The organism is Cryobacterium sinapicolor (genome assembly GCF_004403465.1).
GTDB classification, from domain to species: domain Bacteria; phylum Actinomycetota; class Actinomycetes; order Actinomycetales; family Microbacteriaceae; genus Cryobacterium; species Cryobacterium sinapicolor.
This window is the reverse complement of sequence record NZ_SOGQ01000041.1, coordinates 1-17,796: the sequence shown is the minus strand read 5'-3', so window position 1 is coordinate 17,796 and position 17,796 is coordinate 1. Positions and strand designations below refer to the sequence as shown.

General features: G+C 64.0%; 15 protein-coding genes and 1 pseudogene. 8 read left to right on the top strand and 8 right to left on the bottom strand.

Translation table 11 applies throughout. The features are described from left to right. Positions 1–193: 193 nt before the first annotated feature. Entirely contained in the window at positions 194–613 is a 420-nt protein-coding gene (locus tag E3T28_RS08390; RefSeq protein WP_134429714.1) for an ATP-binding protein, read from the top strand. A gap of 147 nt (positions 614–760) precedes the next feature. Continuing rightward, positions 761–1,555: an alpha/beta fold hydrolase gene (locus tag E3T28_RS08385; RefSeq protein ID WP_134429712.1), complete on the top strand. Its 795-nt coding sequence runs from the start codon at positions 761–763 to the stop codon at positions 1,553–1,555. 149 nt (positions 1,556–1,704) lie between these two features. Here the strand turns inward: E3T28_RS08385 and E3T28_RS08380 are convergent. From E3T28_RS08380 to E3T28_RS08360, 5 genes and pseudogenes are all read right to left on the bottom strand, one after another. Next, positions 1,705–2,860, bottom strand: a pseudogene (locus E3T28_RS08380) (IS30 family transposase); the annotation flags it as partial. Between the two features lie 355 nt (positions 2,861–3,215). After that, complete coding sequence (locus E3T28_RS08375; protein WP_338145395.1) at positions 3,216–4,160, bottom strand: diguanylate cyclase; 945 nt, start codon at positions 4,158–4,160, stop codon at positions 3,216–3,218. A gap of 11 nt (positions 4,161–4,171) precedes the next feature. Next, positions 4,172–7,897, bottom strand: coding sequence for a PAS domain-containing hybrid sensor histidine kinase/response regulator (locus E3T28_RS08370; RefSeq protein WP_134429708.1), 3,726 nt, complete (start codon positions 7,895–7,897; stop codon positions 4,172–4,174). Between the two features lie 42 nt (positions 7,898–7,939). Beyond that, entirely contained in the window at positions 7,940–8,182 is a 243-nt protein-coding gene (locus tag E3T28_RS08365) for a hypothetical protein (RefSeq protein ID WP_134429706.1), read from the bottom strand. A 175-nt stretch (positions 8,183–8,357) separates the two neighbouring features. Beyond that, positions 8,358–8,630: a hypothetical protein gene (locus E3T28_RS08360; protein WP_134429704.1), complete on the bottom strand. Its 273-nt coding sequence runs from the start codon at positions 8,628–8,630 to the stop codon at positions 8,358–8,360. Between the two features lie 355 nt (positions 8,631–8,985). Between E3T28_RS08360 and E3T28_RS08355 the strand changes: the two genes are divergently transcribed. From E3T28_RS08355 to E3T28_RS08340, 4 genes are read left to right on the top strand one after another with little or no spacing between them, the layout of a single operon-like run. Continuing rightward, positions 8,986–9,249: a hypothetical protein gene (locus E3T28_RS08355; RefSeq protein WP_134429702.1), complete on the top strand. Its 264-nt coding sequence runs from the start codon at positions 8,986–8,988 to the stop codon at positions 9,247–9,249. A gap of 12 nt (positions 9,250–9,261) precedes the next feature. Then, the gene (locus E3T28_RS08350; protein WP_134429700.1) at positions 9,262–9,441 is read left to right on the top strand and encodes an LPD29 domain-containing protein; all 180 of its coding nucleotides are present in this window, start codon (positions 9,262–9,264) and stop codon (positions 9,439–9,441) included. A gap of 21 nt (positions 9,442–9,462) precedes the next feature. Continuing rightward, positions 9,463–9,798: a hypothetical protein gene (locus E3T28_RS08345; RefSeq protein ID WP_134429698.1), complete on the top strand. Its 336-nt coding sequence runs from the start codon at positions 9,463–9,465 to the stop codon at positions 9,796–9,798. A 16-nt stretch (positions 9,799–9,814) separates the two neighbouring features. Then, complete coding sequence (locus E3T28_RS08340; protein WP_134429696.1) at positions 9,815–10,033, top strand: hypothetical protein; 219 nt, start codon at positions 9,815–9,817, stop codon at positions 10,031–10,033. A gap of 303 nt (positions 10,034–10,336) precedes the next feature. Here the strand turns inward: E3T28_RS08340 and E3T28_RS08335 are convergent, their stop codons facing one another. Beyond that, complete coding sequence (locus E3T28_RS08335; protein WP_134429694.1) at positions 10,337–10,663, bottom strand: hypothetical protein; 327 nt, start codon at positions 10,661–10,663, stop codon at positions 10,337–10,339. 299 nt (positions 10,664–10,962) lie between these two features. Here E3T28_RS08335 and mobF point away from each other — a divergent pair, with 299 nt between their 5' ends. Beyond that, positions 10,963–14,775 carry a MobF family relaxase gene (gene mobF, locus E3T28_RS08330; protein ID WP_134429693.1) on the top strand — a complete coding sequence of 1,271 codons (3,813 nt, stop codon included), beginning with the start codon at positions 10,963–10,965 and terminating at the stop codon, positions 14,773–14,775. A gap of 983 nt (positions 14,776–15,758) precedes the next feature. Here mobF and E3T28_RS17750 read toward each other — a convergent pair. Both E3T28_RS17750 and E3T28_RS16840 read right to left on the bottom strand, forming a co-directional pair. Then, the gene (locus E3T28_RS17750; RefSeq protein WP_134429691.1) at positions 15,759–16,487 is read right to left on the bottom strand and encodes an aspartate/glutamate racemase family protein; all 729 of its coding nucleotides are present in this window, start codon (positions 16,485–16,487) and stop codon (positions 15,759–15,761) included. 10 nt (positions 16,488–16,497) lie between these two features. Further along, a complete protein-coding gene (locus E3T28_RS16840) occupies positions 16,498–16,803 on the bottom strand; it encodes a hypothetical protein (RefSeq protein WP_166786968.1) in 306 nt (101 codons plus the stop codon). A 554-nt stretch (positions 16,804–17,357) separates the two neighbouring features. Between E3T28_RS16840 and E3T28_RS08320 the strand changes: the two genes are divergently transcribed. Continuing rightward, positions 17,358–17,796 (top strand): condensation domain-containing protein (locus E3T28_RS08320; RefSeq protein ID WP_478213417.1); only part of this gene is annotated, 439 nt, incomplete at its 3' end.

The following is a 17,796-nucleotide window of genomic DNA, read 5'->3' as shown; positions in this document are numbered from 1 at the left end:
ACGATCAACGATGGGCTGGACATGATCGGTGACTTCCTGGTTCTCGCCCTACATCAAACGGCGGACTTGCTCTGAGCTACTGGCCTCACCCAACCCTGACACGTAGGGCGGCGGCGGCAAGACGACTCTCGCTCAAGAACTTTGCGAACGTGATGAGTCCTTCGTTCTCTTCGATACCGAGGAAGTCGGGCGGATGCTGCGTCACGCGCTCGACGTCAGGCGCCCGGTCAATGACTTTCAGGACTGGCCGGCCTGGCGCACCCTGGTCGTCGCCACTGCAATCGAGTTGGTGGCCGACCTTGAGTGCGATCTCGTGATCCCGCAATCCGTGTTCGATCACGCCTACTGGAACGAGCTGACCACCGGATTCGCTTCCGCGGAATTGGCAGTGCGCGCATTCACCCTCATAGTCCACCCCGATGAACACGAACGACGAATCCTTCAGGACGTGAATGAGCCCGACGCGGCGGACTGGCGTCTCTCAAGAATCCCGAATTTTCAGAAAGCCCTGCCTTGGCTTGAAGAAGAAACCACGGCCATCGGCACAACCAGTCGCACACCAGCCGAAGTTGCTGCCTTGATCCTCGAAGAATTGGCCACCACGCGACCTTGAGTCACAGGAACCAGACAAGTCGGCCGCTCAAGGGTCCTCTTGCGGGGAACATTACGACGGTGGGCACCTCACTGGTCCCGTAACCTCCGCGTGTCAAAACCCATGTGAGACGAGACGCCGGCGCTTCGTGATCCGTAGAATCGGCACATGGAAGCCGTGATCCGAACAGTTTCGGCGAATGACGGCGTGAACATCTCTTACTCGGTTTTCGACGGGGCTAGCCCCGCCGTTGTTATTCTGCACGGCCTCGCCGGGAGCAGTCGGGAATTCGTGCCAACGGCGCGCACACTGTCGGGTCGGAAGGTCGTTCTAATCGATCAGCGCGGCCACGGGCTCAGCACGCGACTCCCTGCGGATACCTCCCGAGAGGCGTTCGTTGGTGATGTAGTTCGAGTCATCGAGGTGGAAGAGTTCGATGCCGTCGACCTCGTAGGTCAGTCAATGGGAGCGCATACCGCGATGCTAGTCGCGGCCGCCCGTCCAGACCTAGTGCGCCGACTTGTGCTCTTGGAGGCGAATGAGGGCGGAGGCTTACCCGAAGACCACGCTGCATTAGGCGACTTCTTCCGCTCGTGGGACGTGCCCTTCACTACTCGTGAATCGGCTTCCGCCGCACTGGGTGTCGGCCCCCTCGCTCAAGCATGGGTAGCAGATCTGCAGGAACGCCAGGACGGTTTTTACCCACGCTTCGACCCCGACGTTATGGTCGCAGCCGTTTCCGCGGTCGCGCACCCACGTTGGGAGGAATGGCAAGCGGTGGCCGCGCCGACACTCGTCGTCTACGCCGACCAGGGCATGTTCACCGAAGAGCAGAAGAACATTTTCGTATCACGCGGCCCGAACGTTTTGCGTGTTGACCTTGCCGATGCGTCGCACGACGCACACCTTGATGCGTTCGACCAATGGATCGTCGCGCTGCACAACTTCGTCAACGCACGCTAAGGAATCCCCAATGTGAACGACACATCGGTCGACCTCGGAGCGACGCCGACGACAGATTCGCAATCATGGACATTCCTGCGCTCCCCGGGCCGAGGGGGTGCTACAGACGAAAGCGTCTCGGTGTTTGCAACGCCGGTTTGATTAGTTGGGTTCGAGATTAGCGTGGCGAGGACCTCTGCGGGCGTTCGGTAGCCGTGGCGTTTGCGGGGCCGACGGTTGAGTTCCGCAGCAACGTTCTCGAGGATCCCGGGCCCGTGAAAGGACAGGTCTGTGCCTTTTGGAAAGTACTCGCGCAAGAGCCCGTTGGTGTTCACGTTGCTGCCACGCTGCCAGGGCGAGTGCGGATCGCAAAAGTAGATCGGCATCCCGGTCGCCATCGTGATTTCCTGGTGTCGAGACATCTCCGCTCCCTGATCCCAGGTGGTCGAACGGCGCAGCTGTTCGGGGAGGGTGTTCATTGCCACGATCATCGCGTCGGCCACGGTGCGAGCGGTGTGATCCCCGGGCAGATGCAGCAGCATCACGTATCCCGTGGTCCGTTCGACGAGTGTTCCGATCGCGGACTTCGACGAGGTCGAGCCGATGATCAGGTCGCCCTCCCAGTGCCCAGGAACGGCGCGGTCCTCGATCTCCGGCGGGCGGCCGGAGATCATCACCATCTCCCGGAACCTCTGCGGCCGCGGACCCTCCGACCTCTGCGGCCGCCGTGTTGCCCGCCCTAACCGCAACGCGGTGGCAACTTCCAGGCGCAACGATCCGCGGCCCTGCACGTAGAGGGCCTGGTAGATCGTCTCGTGTGACACCTGCATCTCCGGATTCTCCGGATGCTCGACTTTCAGTCGGCCCGCGACCTGTTCCGGGCTGAACCGATCGGTGAGCATCGTGGTGACCTGTTCCCGTAACGCTAACCCGTCCAGCTTCCGGGCTCTTGGCCGGCGAGCCCGTGCCCAGGTCTGCTCCTGCGCGAGCGACGGCACGTAGCGGCCGGCGACCTTGTTTCTGGCCACCTCCCGGCTGATCGTTGACGGCGCCCGGCCCAGAGCCGCTGCGATGCGGCGCACCCCGTGACCCCGGGCGAGCTGGAACCCGATCTCTTCTCGCTCTCGCAACGACAAGAGTCCGACACGGGCAACACTGAAATCCTGAACCGGTGATGGCAGCACCTTCTGATGCTCGCTTAACCACCGATACCCAGTCGGACGCGACACCCCCGCGCCCTGCGCCGCGACGGCCACCGATAGCCCCGCGTCCACCCCCTCCCAGAACGACAAACGGACACTCAAAAGGCGACAACGGTCGAGCCATCGACAACACCCCACAGAACTCAGGGTGTTGCTCTCACCAACTGAACTCGCCCAAGACGCTGACCCTGCATCTGAGGCGTCCCTGCGCGCGCCAATCGGCAGGAGAGAACGGACGAGGTAGTCGATGAGACGCCATATCGCGACACCGACGAGGCCCGCTATTGTGGGAGATTCGCCGTCGCTGGCGGGCGAGGAGCAGCGCCTTGGAAATCATTTAGCTTTTCGAATCAAAAGGTGCGTAGGTCTGCTCTACGTTGGTCTTTGCGGGCATGCGTTGGTATTCCGGTCTTCGCATGAATGGAGCGACGGTCGGGCAGCCTGAGGCAATGTTCGAGGTTGGGTGCTTGAGTTGACTTTCAGATTCGGCCATGTTCGCGATTTGGCTCGGGTGGCCGCAACTCGTGCACCGCCTCCGATACGGTCACCGTGTTCCTGCCTGTCGTCTTGGCCGCATACAGTGCGGTGTCAGCTTCGTTGAGGATTTGTTCGCTGCCCACCCGGCGGCCCGGCATGTAGGTGGATATCCCCGCGCTGATCGTAAGGACGCCGGAGGGGTCGCCGGTGTGGGCAATGCCTAGGTCCTGCAGCGCTGCTCGGGATCGTTCCATGGCGACCTGTGCTCCGGCCCAGGACTGCTCCGGGAGCAGGATGATGAACTCCTCTCCGCCGTACCGGTAGATGCTGTCACCTCGCCGGGCCTGGCTGGCGAGTGCAGCAGCGACTGCTTTCAGCGCTGTATCCCCGGCGGGGTGGCCGTAGATGTCGTTGTAGCTCTTGAAATTGTCCACGTCGCACATGGCCAGGCAGTAATCGTGTCCGTACCTTTCGCTCCGGCTGTGTAGCAGTTCTAGGTCTTCAGGCAGGGTCAGCCGGTTGCGCAGACCCGTCAGCGGATCGGTGCGGGCTTGTTCGGCCAATGCCTGGCGGTAACCGGCAAGTTCGGTGTGCAGGGATGTCACTCTGAGTGCCGCGATCAGGCGGGTATGCAGTGTGAACGGGTCCAGGGGCTTGGTCACGTAATCGTCGGCGCCGGCGCTCATGCCCGCCAGGATATCTTCCTGGGCTCCGAGCGAGGTCAGTAGGACCAGATACGTGTAAGAGTCTTCTTCATCGGCACGGATGGCCCGGCAGAGGGCTAACCCGTCGAGTCCAGGCATCATCAAGTCCGTGACCACGACCTGGGGCCGGTGGCTCTGGTATAGCCGCCACGCGGTATCCCCGTCAGCAGCCGTAAGGCATTCGTGTCCGGACCTTTCAACGGCCGCCTGAGCGACCAGAAGCGAACCCGGATCGTCGTCCACGACGAGGACCTTCATGATGTCTGGGACAGCGCGTTCTCCAACGCCGTATCCACCCGTGCAAGCTCGGTCTCGAGTCGGGCCAGCAGCTCCGGGTCGGGTTGGCTATCGGCTTCGCGTCCGAGGTGCTCCAGTTCTTGGCACAGTGCGGCGGCGCCAGTGGCTCCGATGTTGGCCGCGGCGCCTTTCAGTTTGTGGGCCGCCTGTTCAAGGGCGTCTCCGCCGCCGCTGTTCATGGCCTGGTGGAGGGCGGCGAGGCTGGAGGGGACACCTCGCTGGAAGGCCTGGGTTGCTGCGGGCAGCAACCCTTGCCCGTCGGCTGGTCCCAGGTCACGCAGAATGGCAAGTCGGGCCGGGTCCACCGCGGGGGGCGTACCCTCGTCTGGTGCGGTCCGGGGCACCCATCGCGCCAGGGTCTCGCCCAGGGCGGCCATGTTCACGGGCTTTGCGAGGTAGTCGTCCATCCCGGCCGCTAGGCAACGCTCTCGGTCTTCATCCAGTGCTCCGGCGGTCATGGCGATGATGGGCAGGCGTGCGGGGTGGTCTCCTCGGGCCCGGATGGTCCGGGTGGCCTCGAAGCCGTCCATGACCGGCATGTGGCAATCCATGAGCACAGCTAAGTAGTGGTGGGCGGCAGTGGCGGAGACCGCAGCGATACCGTCGGCCACCACGTCGGCGTCGTATCCCAGTTTGGCGACCATTTCGCGGGCGACCAGCTGATTGACCTCGTTGTCCTCGACCACCAGGATCCGTCCGCGGGAAGGTACCGCCGACCGGGCAGGCCTGGTCGGTGCGGGCGCAGGCGCCGCCGGTGCGGAGGTGGCCATCAGGCGCATGAGGCGGTCATACAACTCTGAGCTGCGGACAGGTTTGGTGAGCCATTCGCGGATGCCTGCCTCGACCAGATCGGTCTTGGTGACCTGGGATGTGGAGGTCAGCATCAGGAGCTTGATGCTCTGCAGGGCAGGGTCAGCGGTGAGTTCGCTGGCCAGTTCCAATCCGTCCATTTCCGGCATGCACATGTCGAGCACGGCGATGTCGTAGGGGTGCCCGGCGGCGGCCGCGGCCCGGGACCGGTCCAGGGCCGCGTCCGCGTCCGTGACAGCTTCTGGCTGGAGTCCCCACGCTGTCAGCTGGGATTGAAGGACGAGACGATTGGTCGCGTTGTCATCAACCACCAGCACCCGCAGCCCGGCCAACACACCTGGGACCGGGGGTTCCGGGGCCGCTGCGGGGGCTTCGGCCACGGGCAGCGGGATCGTGAACCAGAACGTGCTGCCTTCACCCAGTGCACTGGTCAAACCGATTTCCCCACCCATCGCCTCCGTCAGCCGCCGGCAGATAGCCAGACCCAGCCCGGTTCCGCCGTACCGGCGTGTGGTGGAGGCATCAGCCTGGGAAAATGATTCGAACAAGCGAAGATGATCGCCCGGGTCGATACCGATCCCGGTATCACGAACATCAAAGCGCACCACGGCCTTCCCTGCGTCACGCCCCGTCACTGTTACCTGGATGGCCACCTCACCGGCTGCAGTGAACTTCACGGCATTGGATATTAGATTCAGCAGGATCTGCCGGATCCGACCGGCATCACCGGCGAGCCACGCCGGGACCTCCGGTTGGCAATAAGCGATGAGTTCCAAGTCCTTGTTTTGGGCAGCTTCGGCCAGAAGCGCGGCAACTTCCTCCACCAAAAGCCGCGGATTAAAGGAGGTGACATCCAATTCGACTTTCCCAGCCTCCAGCTTCGAAAAATCCAGAATGTCGTTGAGCAATGACAGCAGGGCCTCAGCCGCACTATTCACACCCTCTGCGTACTTGCGTTGCGTCTCATCCAGGGCAGTGTCTAAGAGTAGGGCGGTCAAACCGACGACGCCGTTCATCGGCGTCCGGATCTCATGACTCATTGTCGCCAGGAACTCCGACTTCAACCGGCTCGTTTCTAACGCCGCTTCACGCGCGGCCAACAGCTCCTCCTCGGCGGCCCGGCGCCCGGTGATGTCTTGTCCGATCGCAGCGATCCCGCGGACCCCGTGTTCGCCGCGGATGGGGGAAACGGTCAAGGCAACAGGCACGATGGACCCGTCATTTCTCGCCCGCTCCGTCTCGTAGCTCCGGGCGTCGCCGCCCGCAGCAATACCGGCCAGAATCGCCTCCTCGGACTCCCGGAGATGATCCGGAATGAGGAAGCTGAGGTCCCGGCCGATCGCCTCGGCGGCGGTATACCCGTACAGCCGTTCGGCGCCGGGGTTCCAGCTGGTGATGACGCCGTTCACATCCTTGCCCACGATCGCGTCTGGAGCCGAATTGACGATCGCCCCCAGGCCTTCCAGCTCCGCGAGTGCATCCCGGGCCTGGTCCTGCGCGCGGCGGCGGGACGTGATATCGCGGAAACTCCAGACCCGTCCGACAATCTCTTCCCCGACGCGTTGGGGCCGGGAGTACCGTTCAAAGGTGCGTCCGTCACGGAAGTCCAAGACATCCAAGCTCTCAGCGCCGGGATCCGCATATAGTTCCCGCACCTTGTCCACGAAGCTTTCCGGATTGGCCACCTGATCCACGACAAACGCCATCATTTTCCCGTCATCATGGGAGACCATGAGCTCCGCCGGGATACCCCACAGAATGGCGAACTGTTCGTTGGAACCCGCAATCCGCCCATCGGCCGTCACAACCAGGATGCCGTCCGCGGTCGATTCCAGGGTGGCACTGAGCAAAGACAGCGCATCACGGAGCTCCCCGTCAATATGCCGGCGTTCACTCACATCCCGGACGGACGCGACGATTTCCATGCCGGGTCCGGTGCCAAACGGAACGAAGCTAATCTCGATCGGAAACTCCGTGCCGTCACGGCGACGGCCGAACAATTTCAGGTCCGTCCCTATCCGGCGCATCCGCGGGTCGGTCGCGAAGCCGTCCCGGATGACCTCGTTGTGGTCCTCGTACCACGCCGGAAGGAGCATTCCGAAATGCTTGCCCAGCAGCTGACTCCGCGGATAACCGAAGAGCCGTTCGATCTGGGCATTGACGAACGTGATGTGCCCGGGTCCGTCGATCATCAGCAAAGCGTCTGGTGCGGACTCCACCAGGTCCCGATAGAAATCCACGTCCTCGACCCGCGCCACTTCGACTGCCATCTTGACCCCCGGTACTACCTGGATAGACAAAGCCGGCCACACCCGTGGACGGCTGGGATAGGCCCACACGGACCTCCCCACGGACAGGCTATCCGGGCCCGGGCCCGAAAACACCACAAATTGCCGCACGCACCATGATCCTGTCCCCGCATAGCGCGGCCGTACGATCGTGGAGTGCCGGACCGGGACGTACCGCAACGTGTGCAGGGCGTAGTGCAGCACGGAGCCGACACCGGATCCGCGGGCCTGGATCCGGATACCCATGTCGCGGATGAGGTCGGCGACCCGGGCGACGGTGAGGAAGTAGCTGGCGAAGCCGAGGTGCTCGACCGACTCCATCTTGTAGGCCAGCCGGGCATGCGCGGCACCGACCGCGGTGGTGCCGGCGTCGGCGTAGCGGGTGTCGATGCCGTGCCTCGCGCGCCGCCACAGCTCCGCGACCAGGTCCCCGGTGACCCCGATGACGCTGGCCTCCGGCATCCGGGGTCGGCCCAGGCCGATGTCGGTGACCGGGTCGAGGGTGCACCGGTCCGCCAGCTCCTCGGAGTGCCGGAACAATCGCGCGAGCGCCCCGTTCTCGTGCACGCCGGCATCGATGACCATCCGGGTGACTTGCCGCATCAGGCCGGCCGGCTTCAGCCAGGCTTACCCGTTGGATTGCGGCCGGTCGAGCTGGGCGAGGGGGATTAGGAGTCGGGTGGCGTCGGCGAGGTCCGCGGTGACCGCCTCTTTCGGTGTGCCGTAGCGGACAACGTTCGGGAGGATCGCGGGGAGGCCGGCGTCTTCGGCAAGGCTGAGCGCCCGGGTCGCCGGCGCCACGCCGCCGGGCTGGCCGGTTTCGGCCAGGTGGCAGACGACTTCGATGGCCAGCGAAGCTGGCGGCATCATCCGCAGCCAGGCGGCCAGGCGCGCCCACGCATCCGCACTATTCCGGCGTTCCAGGGCCGCGCCGACGTCGGAGCCCGGCCCGACCCGCGGGCGGCGGCCTGATCGACGAGGGCCTCCGGCATCGTCACCCCGTAGTGGGTGGAGTAGGCGCTGGCGACGTGGAGGTGCGGGAAGCTCATCCCCTGTCGAGGGCGAGCACCCAGGACTCGTCGGGGTCCCGACGCAGGTCGTACCGGTGCTGTTCCTGGCCTCCACGCGACGCGTCGAGGCGCCACAGTTCCGTGTCGATGCGGGTCGGTGTGCCCGCGTTCTCCCACCAGCGGGTGCGCGTGAACACTGCTTGTGGCCGCCCTATCACCGTGTGCTCGAAGCGATCCCACGTGAACGCGCGCGGGTAGCCCTCGACGGAAAGCTCAACCTCGACGGGGACATCAATGATCTGCGGCACCGAGACTCCAAAGCTCAAACACTCAAACATGCATTCGATTTAGTGATTGTAGATCACGGCGCCGACGTTCGCCAGATCTGCCCACGAATCTGATGCGGGTCGAGCAGGCGAACGTCGAATCCTGGTGCCCGACTGTGCAGTTCGGCGCGCGTCAACTTTGTTGCTTTTCGTCTGGGGGATTGTTCACTGCGTGCTGCCGGCGTCAAGCCGTCGTCACAGTTTCAGCAAAAACTTCTTCCCCCGCTGCGCTCCTCCATAACTTTTGGCCTGCAACCGTTCCTTGGGGCTTGACCCCGACAGCACTCCATGAGGGCGGAGAAACCGCCGAAAGGCAAAAAAATTTGGAGGAGAGAAAATGCTTGAACAAACACAGACCCCCGCCCACACGATCGCTCCCGCTGACGTTGAGTGGAAGATCCGTCACCTCACCAGCTCGATCCGCAGGCGCGAACGCACCCTGAACTGGGACGGATACGCCACACCCCACACACCCGAGCACCCCGCGGTCACGGCCGCGCGCACCGCCGACCAGCTCGCCCGGATCGCCGACCTCCGGACCCGGCTTGCCCTGTGGGAAGCCATCCAGGCCGAGCAGGCCACCACCGCACCGAGCAACTGAGGAGATACGAACATGACGGATTACATCAGCACCAAGGACACCGCCAAGTTGGTTCGGGTGGCGTTGAAGAACGCGTTTCCCGGCGTGAAGTTCAGCGTCCGGATGAGCACCGGCACCGCGTCCGCATGGATGAACGTGTCGTGGAGCGACGGCCCCACCGACCGGGAGGTGAGCGCAGTGACCAGCCAGTAGGAGGGCCGCAAGTTCAACGGCATGACCGACGGGTACGACGACCAAGGGTCCGCGCTCGTCGCGTTCGAGGGCGAGGACATGCCCCGGGTCGTGCGGTACTCCTGCGACGGGATCAACACCCACCGCGACTACACGGCCGCCGGATACCGGGTCGCGCAGCACCTGATCAGCACCGACAGCGACCACAAAGACCTCGTCGTGTTCACCCCCGAGGGTGAACCCATCAACAATGCCCCGCTGCCTCACGGGATCTACGTCGCCGGGCACTTCCACGATTACATCTATAGCCCCGTGCACATCGCTCAGGTCATCCTGCACCGCGTCAACCTCTGCACCGTTACCGCGCCCACCCGATAGACCAGGGGAACCAGCAATGAACACAACCACCATTGACACCGCCGCAACCGCCCGATTCGTCGACGTGTTCGCAGCCGCAGACTTCGCGGGCGACGTCGGTCCGCGGATGAGCTGCACCGAAGTCGAGGCCCTCGCCGGGATGCTCCGCGCCGTCGGAGCCGACACCGCCGCCGACACCTGGGTATCCGGCCACGCCGAAGAAGACCAAGAAGGAGACAGCCACTACCCAGCCTGATCACCCAAACGCCCCCCTTGACGACAATCCAGGGGGGCGTTTGGACACCCCAGCAACTCACCAACCGGAGCAGTCGCCGACGACGGTTACGCCCGATTCTGGCGCGAGGACGGCGTCGGTTGGAGCGGCGCCGTCCCGGAACCTGGCAATGATGAGGCATCGGGCGGACTCTGCGCGCACACCAGTTGGGCGAACCGCTCAGCATCCTCCGACGAGACTCCGGCGGGACCGACAGGACCGAACCATCCCAGCGAAGAGGACCAAAACAGACAGGTCACCGGTCTCATCGAGAGCTCAATGGCTTCAGCGGGTAGGAGTCTTCTTGACGTCGCGCAGCGCCAGACCGAGGCGGCCGGCTACTTCTGCCTTGGGGGTTCCAAGCTCGAGCATGGAGGCGATGACAGCCGCCGCTGATGTGCGGGCGGCCGCGCTCTGCTGCACTGCTCGATCCTGGATGGCCGCGATCTCCGCCTGTGCGGTCGCGTCGATCTCATCGAGGGAGTCCGTGGCGACGAAGTAGTCGGTGGCCAGCTGCTCGAGCTTGTCTTCCTTCGCGCGGAACTCTGCCGCCTTCTCGCGTGCGCGAGAACGAGCGGCAGTCTGCTTCGCAGACTTACGCACATCGGCCATGGGTGTACCCCTTTCGTGGGTGAAGAACCATTATGCGGGAGTCCCGCCCGCATGATCGCCCGCCACAGCCAACGCCGGGGAGGGTGCCCGGTTGCGCAGGAGGCGCGCGTTCAGTTGCGAGCTGTGTACTGCCTGGTTCGGTCACCTCGATAGCCCCTACCTTCCAGTCACCCGTCAATCTCAGCCTCAACTTTCGACCATCCCAATCTTCGATCGTGACCACCATGCATCCTCATTCTTCGTACAAGTATTTGTCACACCTCTGGCATTAGTAATAGACGAGGTAAAGTGAGCGGGTGATGACTATGCATATCCTCTCTGCGGGAGACGGGTATGTGTACTACACCAACGAGGTCGCGACCGGTGATGCGAAGCGAGAGAGCGGCCGTGAGCTGGGCGATTACTACACCGAGGATGGCAACCCTCAAGGTGTCTGGGTCGGCGGGGGACTGGCCGCACTCGGCGTCTCCGGCGTCGTCACCGAGGAGCAGATGAAGGCCCTCTACGGTGAGGGTCTGCACCCCGACGCCGAACGCATCATTACTGAAGCGCAGGCGCAGGGCAAGACCGTGGGGGAGGCCACGAAGGCCGCCAAGCTCGGCCGCTCGTACTACGGGTACAGCACCGACGGCACCGACCTATCCGCGAAGATCGCCGCCGGCTACACCGACTTCACCACGGTGAACGGGCGCGAACCGGGCGTCGCCGACCGCCGTGCGATCCGCACACGTGAGGGCGACCTGGCGTTCCGCGACGCGAAAGGCCGGCCGCCGGCGGACAAGGACGAACTGGGCCGGTTCATCACCGCGGCCACGCGTCCGACGCAACAGGCAGTCGCCGGCTTCGACCTGGTCTTCTCGCCCGCGAAGAGCGTATCCGTGCTCTGGGGCCTCGGCGACGAGGACACCCGGAAGACGATTGAAGACGCGCAGGCAGTCGCCATCCTGGACACTGTTGCGTACCTGGAGCGGGAAGCGATAGCGACGCGTGCCGGCACGAACGGGGTCGCACAGATCGACGTCGAAGGTGGGCTCGTGGCGACGCGGTTCCGTCACTATGACTCCCGGAATGGTGACCCGCAGTTGCACGATCACCTGGTGGTGGCGAACAAGGTCAAGGGCGTCGACGGGAAGTGGCGCACGATCGATTCCAAGCTCCTCCACCGTCAAGGTGTGGCCGCATCGGAGTTCTACAACCAACGCGTCATGGACGAAGTCACCACCCGGCTGGGCTTGTCAACGGAGCTGCGGGAAGTTACCCCGGGCAAGCGGCCCGTGGTCGAGATCGCCGGCATCGATGAGCGCCTCACTGGGGTGTTCTCGACTCGGTCTGCGGACATCAAGAAGGTCGTCGGCCAGCTTGAGAAGGACTACCGGGCCACCCACGGGCGCAGCCCGGACGCGGTCGCCCGGATCAAGCTCGCCCAGCAGGCCACCCTCGAGACCCGCCCCGCGAAAGCCCACGCCCGATCGCTCGCCGGCCTCCGCGCCGAGTGGGCCACCAGGGCCGCCGAACGCGTTGGCGCCGCCACCGTCACCAACCTCCTCAAGGACGCCCGCGCCGCAGCACCGGCCCTGGGTAGCACGCCGGGGGAGTCGCGGGTGGTCGATGTGGACCGGGCTGCACGTGAGGTCGTGGCGACGGTGTCGGAGCATCACGCGGTCTGGGGTCCGCACATGATCGAGGCCGAAGCCCGCCGCTGGGTCCAGAAAGAAACCAGCCACGGCCCCGTCCCCAAAGGCACCGTCGAGCAGATCACCCGGCGCGCACTGGAGACGGACTCGATCGCCGTGACCCCGCCCGCCCCGCACGGCTCCTTCGAGCCCCTGACCCGGCGGGACGGGTCGAGCATCTACGAGCACAAGGGCCGCATGCTCTTCACCTCCACCGGCCTCCTCACCGCAGAAGACACCCTCCTCGCCGCAGGTCGCACCCGAACGATCGCCCCCATCACGGTGGCCGAGTTCGACCGCACCGCCGCCCGCCACACCGGACCGTTGGATGCCGGGCAGCGGGCCCTGGCCCGCGAGTTCACGACCTCCGGCACGCTCCTCGTCGTCGCGACCGGCCCCGCTGGCGCCGGGAAGACCACCGCCCTAGCGTTGGCCGCCCGCGCCACCGAGCAAGCCGGTGGCCGCCTGATCGGGTTGGCCCCGTCCGCGACGGCGGCCGCCGTGTTCCGCGACGCCGTCGAGGTCCCGGCGGCCACGATCCACTCCTTCGTCCGCGCCTACGACACCCACGGGGACGCCACCCCCGACAGCCGCCACCCAGAAGAGTTGAAGCTGCGTGCGGGGGACATCATCGTCGTCGACGAGGCCGGCATGGCCGGCACCCTCAACCTCGCCACAGTCACCAGCATCGCCGAGCGTCACGGCGCGCACGTGCGCCTGATCGGTGACGACCGGCAGCTCGCAGCCGTCGAGTCCGGCGGGGCGCTGCGCCTGCTGGAACGCGAAGTCGGGTCCGTCAAGCTCGAGGAGATCCACCGGTTCACGTCCCCAGCCGAAGCCGAAGCGACCCGGCAGCTGCGCGACCCGGCCACGGTGGGGGACCCGTTCCGCTGGTACGTCGACAACAACCGGGTCACCGGTGGCAGCATCGACCGGATGACTGACCACGTATTCGCCGCCTGGCAGCACGACGACGAAGCCGGCAAAAACGCCGTCATGCTCGCCCAACAGAACGTGACCGTCACCGACCTCAACACGAGGGCCCAGGCATACCGGATGGGCGCCGGCCTCGTCTCCGGGAAGAAGTCCTCGCAGCTGCGCGACGGGCTCGCCGCGTACCAGGGCGACCGGATCGTCACCCGACTCAACGACGCCACCCTCCGCACCGGGCGCGGCACCGACCGCGTCAAAAACGGTGACGTCTGGACTGTGGGCAAGGTGCAAGCCGACGGGGCGTTGACTGTCACCCATGCCGGGCACGGCGGCCGCATCACGCTCCCCGCCGAGTACGTGCAGAACAACGTCGAGCTCGGCTACGCGTCGACCATTCACCGGGCCCAGGGCATGACCGCGGACGCCGCCCACGTCCTCGCCGACTCTTCTACTTCTCGAGAGCTCGTGTACGTCGGGTTGACCCGCGGCAAGGAAGCCAACCACCTCTACGTCGAGACCGAAGACGCCCAGCCCATGAGCGACGTCCTGGCCACCATCGCCGGCCACAGCGACGGGATGCTCTCCGCCACCGAAACCATCCGCGCCGAACAAGCCCGCGTCGATGACCTGGTCACCCTCATCGACCAATACGGCGACGTCGCCGAACGCGCCAACACCGTCCGATTCACCCAACTCGTCGGCCACACCCTCGACGAGACCGACGCGCGGAACCTCACCAGCTCCGAGAGCTGGGGCGCCGTCACCGCAGCCCTCACCCGCGCCGAAACCCAGGGCCTAGACCCAGCCAGTGTGCTGCAGGAGTCGTGGAACGAACGAGAACGCGGCACCGCCGACGACGTCGGTGCCGTCCTCTCCCACCGGATGGAACGACGCATCGAAACAGCCCCCGCCGACCAAGCGCCAGTGTCAGCAACCGACCGCCCCGCAGTACCGGCGTGGATCGCCGATCGCCGGGCGCTCGACGCCGCCGGCACCGACCCCGCATGGCGGGACCACCTGGGGGAGCGGTACGAGTTCCTGGCCGTGCGCCTCGAGGAACGCGGCACTTCGATCGCCGCTGAGCAGCCCGAGTGGGCGCAGCAGCTTGGCGACGTCCCGGATGAAAGCGACCGGCGGCAGGAGTGGGTGCGCCTGGCTGCTGAAGTCGACGTGTTCCGCGACCGGTACAAGGTCGAGCCCGCCCAGAAGCAGGCGATCCCCGAGGCGTATCGGGAGCGCACTGTTGGTGCGGACCTTGCGGCCCGCGTGACGGCTCTGGAGAAGGTGCAGACTCAGCCCACCGCGCCGAATGCGCCCGAGGCGGGCCGGCAGAAGCCGGCTACTGCGCTCGACGCTATGCGGGCCGCAAACCGGACCGCGGCCGACCGACAGCAGGAGGCGCAGCGCGCCGCTGGCCTCACCGTGAAGGCTCGGCAGGCCACCCGTGGCGACCAGGCGACGCTGACCGACGACCCGCAAACGCGTGATGACTGCCGCGAACGCTAGAACAACGAAGGCGGATCCACGTGCGCGGTTCGCGACGGCTGGAGATAGGACTTCGAACTCACGTTGGTGACCTGGCTGATGCAGAGGGGGCGGAAGCACTCGAACGAGGCAACCAGCTCGGCGAGTTTCGGACGGTTGGCGTCGCATTTGGTCTTGCCCGGGACTAAGACCTGTATGTCCTAGGGGTTGCCCCTATTCAAGTACGCGATGGCCGCGACGCTCCTTGCCGAGCACCCGAATTCGCGCGACCAGGTAGTGAGTGATCTCGACCGACTATTGCAGAAGGAATGGAAGCAAGGGCTCAATCTGCCACCAGAGGATGGCGGGATTCCGACTAGGTCGTCCTTGACCCTTCTGGGGCATGCAGTGATATCGCCGCGGAGTTGCTGGCCGCGCCAAGAATCCTGATCGCGTTCCACTGCCGTCGATTGCGACCTTGGCGGACTTGAATCACGTGGTTGAGCGAAGGCAGGGCGCGGCATTCATCGATCCGGCAAGACTGTGCTTCCCTGCACCGTTCGATTACGAGACGTACGCGCGCCCGACTCGAGAGCTTCTCAACCTTTTTCTATCCAAGACATGGTCCGTAGCGTCAGGTAAATGGCATCTCTAAACCTTAGAGGGGCGGTACCGATTCTCTTGAAACCTTGACTCGGGGCACCCGAATCAATGAAGCGGCTGTCATTACTGGGCTCAGGACGGCTCGGTGACGTGCACTCTGTAGCGCGAGTCGCCGTGGTCTCGATCATCCGTGCTTCGCCGTCAGTTCTTGGTTCGCCTCCAGGTACCCAAGCATTAACCCCTGCGTTTCCTCGGAAACCTGGGTTTCCATTGTCTCCAAGCGCACCGGTTTCGATCCGAATTCCACTTTGGGTGTCAGGTCGTTTTGGTGACGTGGACGGCCAACCTGGCCAACCACAGGCTGCTGCGGACGAGCAGGGGATGCCCGGGCGATGCTGCCGGGCTTGCCCTAAGGTGCTGGCTCAGAGTCGTGCGCTTAGAGTCATCGCTGACTTCGAGTTGGTGCCATCCTCGAATAGGATTCGGACAGCGTGGGCAACCGTCTCCGCCGGATCTATTAGGCGTATTCCTCTCACTGCCTCACGTGCGATCAGCGGCAGCTCAGTGCAAGCTAAAATTGCGCATTCGATTCCTTGTGATTCGAGATGACTTTCAACTTGGTCCCACATGCGTTTCAGGAGTTGGACATCCATGGACGCCTTCACACCGTAGATCAGGCGAGTTACGAGCTCTTGAACTTCGGGACCGATTTCTAAGAGGGACCGCCCATAACTGTTTAGGGCGCGTTCATAGAGTGCAGATCTTCCTAGCCCCGCTGTGCCAAGCACCGCCACCATTTCTCCGACTTCCGTGTTGGCGACGCACTCTTCGACTGCGGACGTAGTCATGTCGACGACGTGAGCGCCACCCAACGTCCCGTCATCCTCCAGAAACGCATGCGCAGTATTGCACGCTATTACCAAATGTGTGGCGCCCATGGCCGATAAAGCCATAGCTCCACGGCGAAGAGCAGTGACTGGCGATGGCCCCATGTCTAAGAGTGCCGCGGATCGATCCGGGACGTTCGGATCCGCGTAGACGATTACGCTCATGCCCTCCTGATCTGACAGGGGCGCTTGCGCCGCGATGATCTTGGAGTAGACGTCCGCTGTAGCTGCTGGGCCCATCCCGCCCAAAATTCCCAGGACCATTGGTTGGGCCTCAGACACCGTAATGGCCGTCCGAGTCGTATAAGTCGCCGTCTACATGTGCAATGACGAGGTCATCTGACGGTGCGACTGCAAGGTAGGCAGACATTCCTGGCCATGGTGATACTTCATAGAGTCTTCGTTGGAACTGCTGTCCGTGAAAGCTGAGGGCCGCGTAGGAATCGGATTCCATTTCTACGCTTTCCAACCAGCCGATGCCAAGGGCGCAGGATTTCAGGACCGCTTCCGAGCGAGTCCAGATGTCCCGTTCCTGACGGTCGTCTATGCGGTCCTCGATGTCTAACCCGATATCTTCCACTGTCGCTACCACCACAGCAAGATGGCTGCTGGCGTAACTGACTGAACATGCCACCCCGGGCACGCCAGGTCTTGGTGCACCATGCGCGGAACTTCCACACTCTCGACACCAGCGAGTCACCCCCACTGACGATGACCCCAGAAAGCTGCTCAAGCTCCTGCTGAGCGCTAAGGCACCCATCCACCTCGGTCCTTGAGCAATCCCAGGACGTGTCGCTGCGTCGAGTTGAGCAGTCAATTTTCTGACCGCTTGCGTGCGGTTGAACTCGCGGTAGCTATACCAATAGATATTGGCTATAGCCCCGCCCCCATTAGTTTGAGCCAAGATTTCGGTACACCCCTAGGTAGTACATTTGCTTCCCCCGTACTTGCAAATCCCAATAGGCCGTTCCTATCACATCGGTCTGGGCGTCGTCGGAGGCGACCCCGAATCCGGTTTCTATACTGAGCAGACGGTTCTGTTTGTCTTAGCGTGGGGGAAAATTGACTGAATCTNGTGAGTTGCTGGAACGTCAGTTGGGTTTTTGGCGTTCGGCATTGGCGGGTCTTGAGCCTGTGGAGTTGCCCACTGATCGGCCTCGGCCGTTGGTGCGTTCGGGTTTGGGGGGTTCTGTTTCGTTCGTGGTTCCTGCGAGCGTCACGGAGAATTTGAAGCGGATCGCTCAGGAGCGCAATGCTTCGTTGTTCATGGTTGGTCTTGCTGCTTTTGAGGTATTGCTGGCTCGCTGGAGCGGTCAGGTTGATATCGCGGTCGGGACTCCGATTGCGGGGCGCACGCAAGCTGAACTCGAAGAGGTCGTTGGGTTCTTCGTCAACACGCTCGTGGTGCGGGGAGAGCTGGAGTCGAATCCATCCTTCGAGGAGTTCGTCGACCAGATCCGAGATGCTGCTCTCGGGGCATATGACCATCAGGATCTTCCGTTCGATCGGGTCGTGGAAGAGCTCGCTCCCGAGCGTGACCTGAGCCGAACTCCCGTTTTCCAGCACATGTTTG